The sequence below is a fragment of the Anaeromonas gelatinilytica genome (assembly GCF_016820635.1).
Lineage (GTDB): Bacteria > Bacillota > Clostridia > Tissierellales > SIT17 > Anaeromonas > Anaeromonas gelatinilytica.
This window is the reverse complement of sequence record NZ_WSFU01000051.1, coordinates 1-5534: the sequence shown is the minus strand read 5'-3', so window position 1 is coordinate 5534 and position 5534 is coordinate 1. Positions and strand designations below refer to the sequence as shown.

Annotated in this window: 6 protein-coding genes and 1 pseudogene; 1 reads left to right on the top strand and 6 read right to left on the bottom strand. The window is 28.2% G+C overall.

Features of this window, described 5'->3' with window-relative positions:
- Window positions 1-59: 59 nt before the first annotated feature.
- The 5 genes from GOQ29_RS03980 to GOQ29_RS14820 all read right to left on the bottom strand — a co-directional run bounded on the left by GOQ29_RS03980 (window position 60) and on the right by GOQ29_RS14820 (window position 3409).
- Window positions 60-935 (bottom strand): MerR family transcriptional regulator, encoded by an 876-nt coding sequence (locus GOQ29_RS03980; protein ID WP_203371344.1) that lies wholly within the window; start codon window positions 933-935, stop codon window positions 60-62.
- A gap of 187 nt (window positions 936-1122) precedes the next feature.
- Window positions 1123-1635, bottom strand: a complete 513-nt coding sequence (locus tag GOQ29_RS03975) for a DUF6933 domain-containing protein (protein ID WP_203371343.1) — start codon at window positions 1633-1635, stop codon at window positions 1123-1125.
- A 58-nt stretch (window positions 1636-1693) separates the two neighbouring features.
- Window positions 1694-1912 carry a hypothetical protein gene (locus GOQ29_RS03970; RefSeq protein ID WP_203371342.1) on the bottom strand — a complete coding sequence of 73 codons (219 nt, stop codon included), beginning with the start codon at window positions 1910-1912 and terminating at the stop codon, window positions 1694-1696.
- A 365-nt stretch (window positions 1913-2277) separates the two neighbouring features.
- Window positions 2278-2943 (bottom strand): UPF0236 family transposase-like protein, encoded by a 666-nt coding sequence (locus GOQ29_RS03965; protein WP_203371341.1) that lies wholly within the window; start codon window positions 2941-2943, stop codon window positions 2278-2280.
- Window positions 2944-3283: 340 nt separating this feature from the next.
- On the bottom strand, window positions 3284-3409 hold the full coding sequence (locus GOQ29_RS14820; RefSeq protein WP_286672863.1) for a hypothetical protein: 126 nt from the start codon (window positions 3407-3409) through the stop codon (window positions 3284-3286).
- A gap of 333 nt (window positions 3410-3742) precedes the next feature.
- Here GOQ29_RS14820 and GOQ29_RS15150 point away from each other — a divergent pair.
- Window positions 3743-4327: pseudogene (locus GOQ29_RS15150) on the top strand (DDE-type integrase/transposase/recombinase); the annotation flags it as partial.
- Here GOQ29_RS15150 and rsgA read toward each other — a convergent pair.
- Entirely contained in the window at window positions 4269-5306 is a 1038-nt protein-coding gene (gene rsgA, locus GOQ29_RS03950) for a ribosome small subunit-dependent GTPase A (RefSeq protein ID WP_203371339.1), read from the bottom strand. The pseudogene GOQ29_RS15150 and the gene rsgA overlap by 59 nt on opposite strands.
- Window positions 5307-5534 lie beyond the last annotated feature (228 nt).

Genomic DNA, 5534 nt, shown 5'->3' with positions numbered 1-5534 from the left:
TTTCCCAATGAACACTAAATATTACGAATTAACTAAACTTCGCCTTATTCTCATTAGCTCTAACTATTCAATTTTTCAATATTTGGGTATTGCTCGATTAATTTTTCATTGGCGATTTCTAATTGCTTATAATACTCAGCATAGGAGGTACTTAGCCTTTTCATTGCAGGAATGAAAATGTCATAATAGCCACTTGTACTATTGAATTCTTTTAGCAAAGACTGAATTTTGTACAAAGGTGAATTTTTGAATTTATCTGATTGTTTAAATTCTAAATATTGCTCTAACATTTCCTTGTTTTCAGATAAAAAATCTTTTGGATTTTCAATAGATCGCTTTGTGTCTTCCATCATTTGAATAATATTTTCAGTACTTATGTGCTTTGTGTTTTCAATTAAATACTCTTGCAAATCTTCCGGAAAGTTGAGCGATGGAACCTCATCCAAAAATGTTACAATTTCTTGATACGCAGATTTTTGCTGGTCTGTCATAATGGGTTCATTCAAAAACCGCGCAAAATGCAGGCAAATAAATCTACCATAATATCCTGGGAATGCCTCCAATAACTTCTCGATGACTGATAAACCTTGTTCGATTACCTTCAGCTCTTCTTTTATTTCAGAATAGCTACTACCACAACTAAGTTTATCAAGTATAGTTCTCTTTATCTGTTCTCTCTGTGAATTCAATTCCTTTTGAACCGATAACTTTTGCAGCACGTCTCCGGTTTCATCATCAAGTACTGCTTTGATTTCTTCTACGCTAATTCCCAATTTACGAAGAACAGAGATTTTCTTTAAGCGTTCCACGTCATTTTCGCTGAAATCTCTATAACCATTCTCTAGAATATCAGGAAAAATCAACTCTTTTTCTGTGTAATACTCAATTGCTTTATTAGTTAAATTCGTTGTTTTGCTTGTTTCGTTAATTAACATATTTATCACCTCAATATAATCATATGCTAACACCTAAGGTGATAGTCAATAGGTTATTTACCAATGTAAGATTCTCTTAAACTTTGGAGACGAAGCTTATATAGCACTATTCCTTCCATTTCAATATATCCATTTTCTAAAGGTTCTAATTGTGAAATTTAACCTTATTGCTATTCACGAAATCTCTTCAAACTAAAATTTTCAATTCATCTAACATCGTTTCCCCAGAATAACTTTTTGGTAGCTTCAGCATCATAAAACTGTTCAATCTACGATTGATTTCTTTTAAATCAGTTTCAACACCATCTTGTTTATCTATACTATTCCAATATCCAATCACTCTAATCATTTCATTCATTTGACTAATAATGCTTCTATCACTGGCTTGTAAATATATCGGTGAACCACAGTTTTTTATGTATTTATCAACTTCCTTCTTCGTTGCTCCCTCAGCTAACAGATTATCCCTAATAGCATCAACTACCATCTGATCATATACTTTGAAATCCTCTTTTTTTAATCCCACTAGGATGAAATTATACCTTGTTAAATTATTCATGACAATAGTACATTTTTTTCTATTAAGGATAAATAGATGGGAATGCCAGGAATAAAATGAGTCTAGACTTGATGGTATTTTTTTAGGAATATCTATTTTTAATTGTTTTCTTAATTTTTTACTGCATTGAATGGCTAACATCTGCACAACTCCCATTCTATTTATTCCTCATTTCATTAAATATAGCTTAGGTCACTTTTTAATCATAGCATAATAATGTAATTAAAAATTGATCTTCCAAACTATCATCAAACAAAAAATAAACTGCATAGTTTTCTGATGAAGGAAAATCTTCAATAGCTTTAGCATTATCTTTTGTAAAGTAATAACCTCTGATTTGGCTCGTAGTATCTTGAAAGACCTTTAAATTCGATGCTTCATATTTGTTAGGATATAGATAAGTAACCGTTTTTTTCATATGCACTCTTCCTTGTGTTCGCCTATTATTTTTTTTAATATCATTCTTGTAATTAACTCAATTAAATATATGTAATATTATCCAGTTCTATTATACGACTTTTTATGCTTAAAAACAATTATTCTGTTTATTTGGTTACAGTCAAGTAATAGTTGGCAATTCTTTTTCTTATATTAAATCATCCAAAAATTATTAATTTTTATAGTTTGAATTTTATTCTTAATGCCTGTAAGGACATAGAAATCTTATGGTTAATTTTAAAAAATAATCATCATTGTTAAATAAAGTTTAAATTATTAATTGTTCTTTGCTCTATAATTCTTTGTATTGTCTTTCTGCACTTACTTTTTCTGCTAATGTTTTTGCTAAATTACTTGCTCCTTTTTTGACCAGCTTGTTTTATTTCCTTTCATTCTTTGTGATAATATATCACATATATTATGCTCCACAGTTCCTAAATTTCTATATTTTACGCCTTCTGGCGGTTCAAGAAAATTTATATCAGGGTATAACTTATATAACACTATGCCTTCTTTATTATTTACTAAGTAATTATATAACTCTTCTAACTTTTTCATTTTATTTTTATCATCTTTATTTTTATACTCATATATTCTACGATTATATTCAATTTCTCCCATTACTATCTTAATACTAGTTCGTTTAAAGCCTTTATTTCTATAAATTTTTTTGTTTCTATCTTTGATTAGCTTATCATCTAATTTTTCAAATATTTCTACTAATATTCCATATGCCTGTTGACAGACAAACTTAAAAATACTTTGTTCTAAATCCTTTAGCAATCCTCTTTCTTGAAGAATCATAATTCCTGCACAAGTAAATTGTTTTGTAAGAGAAGCTATTTTATATTTTAGTTTTGTTGTATTAGGAACACTATGTTCTATATTTGCCATACCATAACCTTTACTAAATATAACCTCTCCTTCTTTAACTACTGAAATAACACCACTAAAAGGCCATAATTTCGCATAATCATCAAGATACTGATTTATTTTACAATTAATATCCATTCTAATTCCCTCACTTTTCCTATTTTATGCATAATTTATTGTTATCTTATATATAATTCTACTTTCATTATTAATACAATAAAAGGGAATTTGTTTTTCTGTATAAACTTTTATACATGGTGGACTTATATAAGTTATGTCTTATTTGTCATTAGTTATAATGTATAATATATAAAAAGCTGCCACTCATTAAAGAACAACAGCCTTAAATCTATATTATTTTGCATATACAATTTTCTTAATACTATCAACTGATAGATAAAATTCTTCAGCTAAATCTTTAATTTTATCACCATTTTTATGCCTATTACGTATACTTTCATTTCTGTTCTTTATATAATTATTTTCTCTGTACCTTTTTCTTGCCTTCGGTTGACATGGAATATATATATCCACCTTGAATATATTTTTGAATCTCTTTAACTAAATTATCTGGTAAGATTACTTTAGCATTTGTATATTGCACAAAACTCATCTCCTTAAAATTATATTTTAAATTAAGGAAACAAAGCCTGTATTTATGAATTCTAGTTTTAAAAGGCGATATCAATACTTATCTCTATGCAATTCATCGCCCAAGTCATACCTACAGACTTTGCACAGAGCTTTGTGTCCCTTTCATGAATTATGAATTCATGACTCATATTATCACGCTCCAAGTAAAAACCTTATTTTGTATATAATACTATAACTGGTTCAAATTATCAATAGATTAATAGTAGCTCTAAACTCATTAACACTAGTCACACTAATGTTTAAAAAGAGAGTCTACGTTACTTATGATAAGGTTTGACACACATATAAAAATAGCAAAAATAACTATGGAACAAGAAAAATTAGCTATATTATGAAAAAATATGGCTTAGTATCTAATTATACAATTAAGCAATATAAAGTTCATACTTCAAAATGTAATGAAGAAAAAATTGATAATATTGTTGATAGAAAATTTACTAGAAAAAAACTTTAGATGTAGTAGTAAGTGATTTGACTTATGTAAATGTTAGAGGAAAACGGAATTATATATGCATATTATTAGATTTATATAACCGTGAAATTATTGGATATACTGCTGGCAAAAATAAAGATGCAAATCTTGTATATAAAACTTTTTCAACTATAAAAAGATCTCTAGAAGATGTTAATATATTACATACTGATAGAGGTAATAAATTAAAAAATAAAATAATAGATGATTTATTAACTACATTTGAAATCACACGATCTTTAAGTAAAAAAATTTGTCCTTATGGGTGCGAAGCCTACCTTTAGGTGAAATGCAGTATCTGAAGCCACTTTTAGATTTTTTAAAACAGAATTTGCTTTTAATAAAATCTTTTTTTCTTCTTTCTTTGGCATCTCTCCTTTATTCTTCTATTATGTTCTCTTCTCGTAAAATAATTTTTTTGACTATTTATAAATTTTTCTTCTCTAATCAATTTTAAATAATTCTTATATCTTTCTTTGTCCAGCTTTCCCTCTTTTACCGCTTCTAAAACTACACATCCCGTTTCAACAGTATGTGTACAATCCCTAAATTTACAATGATGAGATAATTCTTCAATGTCTGAAAAAGATGTATCACCTGCATCAGAATCCCAAATTGATAATTCTCTCATCCCAGGAGTATCAACTATACAACCTTTCCCTTCACCAATATAAATTAATTGTCTAAAAGTGGTAGTATGACGACCTTTATCATTCTTTTTATTTACATCACTTATTTTCAGCAACTCTTTTCCAAATAAAGAATTAACCAAAGTCGACTTTCCAACGCCTGATGATCCAACCAAAACTGACGTTGAACCTCCAACAAAATACTTACTTAATGTGGATATACTCCTATCAACTATGCTCACACATTCCACATCAACATTGAGAAATCTTGATTTCACTTGATTTAAATAGTCTATATAATTTTCTTCTAAGTCTCTTTTTGTCAAGACAATAATTGGTTTAACATCGGAAGAAAAAGCAAACAAGTATCGTTCTATTCTGCTAAAACTAAAATCATCATTTAGCGATGTACATATTAAAACATTATCAATATTTGCAGCTAAAACCTGTTCCTCTATTTTTACACCACTAACTTTTCTATTTATTTTATTTTTTCTCGGGTATATTTCTACAATCAACACCTTATCTTCTTCAATAGGAGTAGTTTTTACCCAATCACCAACAACAGGATATTTTTCTTGATCTATTATATTATATGCTAAGCTTCCTTTTAATACAGCAGAAAACTCTCCTTCCTCCAAAATGACTTTATAGTTTTGACGATTAACAAAAGAAATCCTTCCAACAGATGGGACAATTTTTTCAGTACCAAAAAATTCACTATAACCAATATCAATTAAGTTCATCTAGTACCTCCTTTTCCTTAATTAATAGTATATATGAAGCCACATCTTTGTCAATATATTCTGAAAATTTTAGTTTAAACCAAAAAGGGGCTGTGGAGAAATAGATAGCTAATCAAGTAAAAGGTAATTAACAACAGTTTTTCTAATTTTATATCCATATAGCTGTACAAACTTTTCCCAATGAACACTAAATATTACGAATTAACTAAACTTCGCCTTATTCTCATT

Excerpts from the sequence above, each read along its gene's own strand:
- GOQ29_RS03980 (WP_203371344.1), bottom strand. The coding sequence starts at position 935 with ATGTTAATTAACGAAACAAGCAAAACAACGAATTTAACTAATAAAGCA.
- GOQ29_RS03975 (WP_203371343.1), bottom strand. The coding sequence starts at position 1,635 with ATGTTAGCCATTCAATGCAGTAAAAAATTAAGAAAACAATTAAAAATA.
- GOQ29_RS03970 (WP_203371342.1), bottom strand. The coding sequence starts at position 1,912 with ATGAAAAAAACGGTTACTTATCTATATCCTAACAAATATGAAGCATCG.
- GOQ29_RS03965 (WP_203371341.1), bottom strand. The coding sequence starts at position 2,943 with ATGGATATTAATTGTAAAATAAATCAGTATCTTGATGATTATGCGAAA.
- rsgA (WP_203371339.1), bottom strand. The coding sequence starts at position 5,306 with ATGAACTTAATTGATATTGGTTATAGTGAATTTTTTGGTACTGAAAAA.